Source organism: Streptomyces carpinensis (assembly GCF_002154505.1).
GTDB classification, from domain to species: domain Bacteria; phylum Actinomycetota; class Actinomycetes; order Streptomycetales; family Streptomycetaceae; genus Streptomyces; species Streptomyces carpinensis.
This window is the reverse complement of the sequence record NZ_MUBM01000643.1, coordinates 1-745: the sequence shown is the minus strand read 5'-3', so window position 1 is coordinate 745 and position 745 is coordinate 1. Positions and strand designations below refer to the sequence as shown.

The 745-nt window shown below is 71.4% G+C and carries 1 protein-coding gene and 1 pseudogene; both read right to left on the bottom strand.

Annotated features, from left to right (window positions below; translation table 11 throughout):
• Positions 1 to 97, bottom strand: a pseudogene (locus BZY54_RS55770) (DUF4429 domain-containing protein); the annotation flags it as partial.
• A gap of 78 nt (positions 98 to 175) precedes the next feature.
• On the bottom strand, positions 176 to 745 hold a 570-nt coding region (locus BZY54_RS47450; protein ID WP_244217704.1), incomplete at its 5' end, for an alpha/beta hydrolase.

Sequence of the window (745 nt, the reverse complement as noted above, 5' to 3'; positions counted from 1 at the left end):
CGAGCGCCTGGAAGAGCTTCGGTGTCCGTATCCCCCGTTCGTAGCGGATGAGCACGGAATCGGACTCGAACTCCCATGCAGCATGAAATCCGGCCAGTACGTCACCCATGCGGCTCATCGTAGGCGGCACGAGCTTCTACGTCCCTCCCCGCGCAGACCGCACTTCCTGCTGTCTCTACGCGCGTCCGGCCGCCGTCGTGGCGGACAAACCCGCCCGGCACCCGTCGTTGTCATGGGCGCAGCGCACCGACTCGTACGAGCCGACCCCGATCTCGGCGAAGTTGGTCAGGCTGTCGGTGCCCGGCTCGAAGTACCCGGCGTGGCCCTTGGCTCCCTGCGCCGACAGCACCCGCGCCCCGAACGCCGAGGAGACCGGGTCGGCTCCGTGGCCCAGGCCGCCGAGTTCCATGTACGGCACGTCCCGGATCCAGTCGGTGGCGTCCCGCATCGCCCACACATGGGCGTCGGTGTGCAGGTGGGAGGCCTTCCGCACGCGCATGCCCGGGCTCGCGGCGACCGCTATGTCGCTCACCCGGCCCGGCAGCTCGTGCGCCGCCAGCCCGCAGACCACCGAGCCGTAGCTGTGGCAGAACAGGGCGACGGGTGAGCGGCCGGGCAGCCCGCCGAGCAGCTTGTTCAGCCGCTGGGCGCCGTCCTCGGCGCGCATCGCGGTGGCGGCGTCCACGCCGAGCCCGCTGGGCGCGGTGTAGTCGGCCCAGGCGATCACGGCCGTACGCGTACCGGG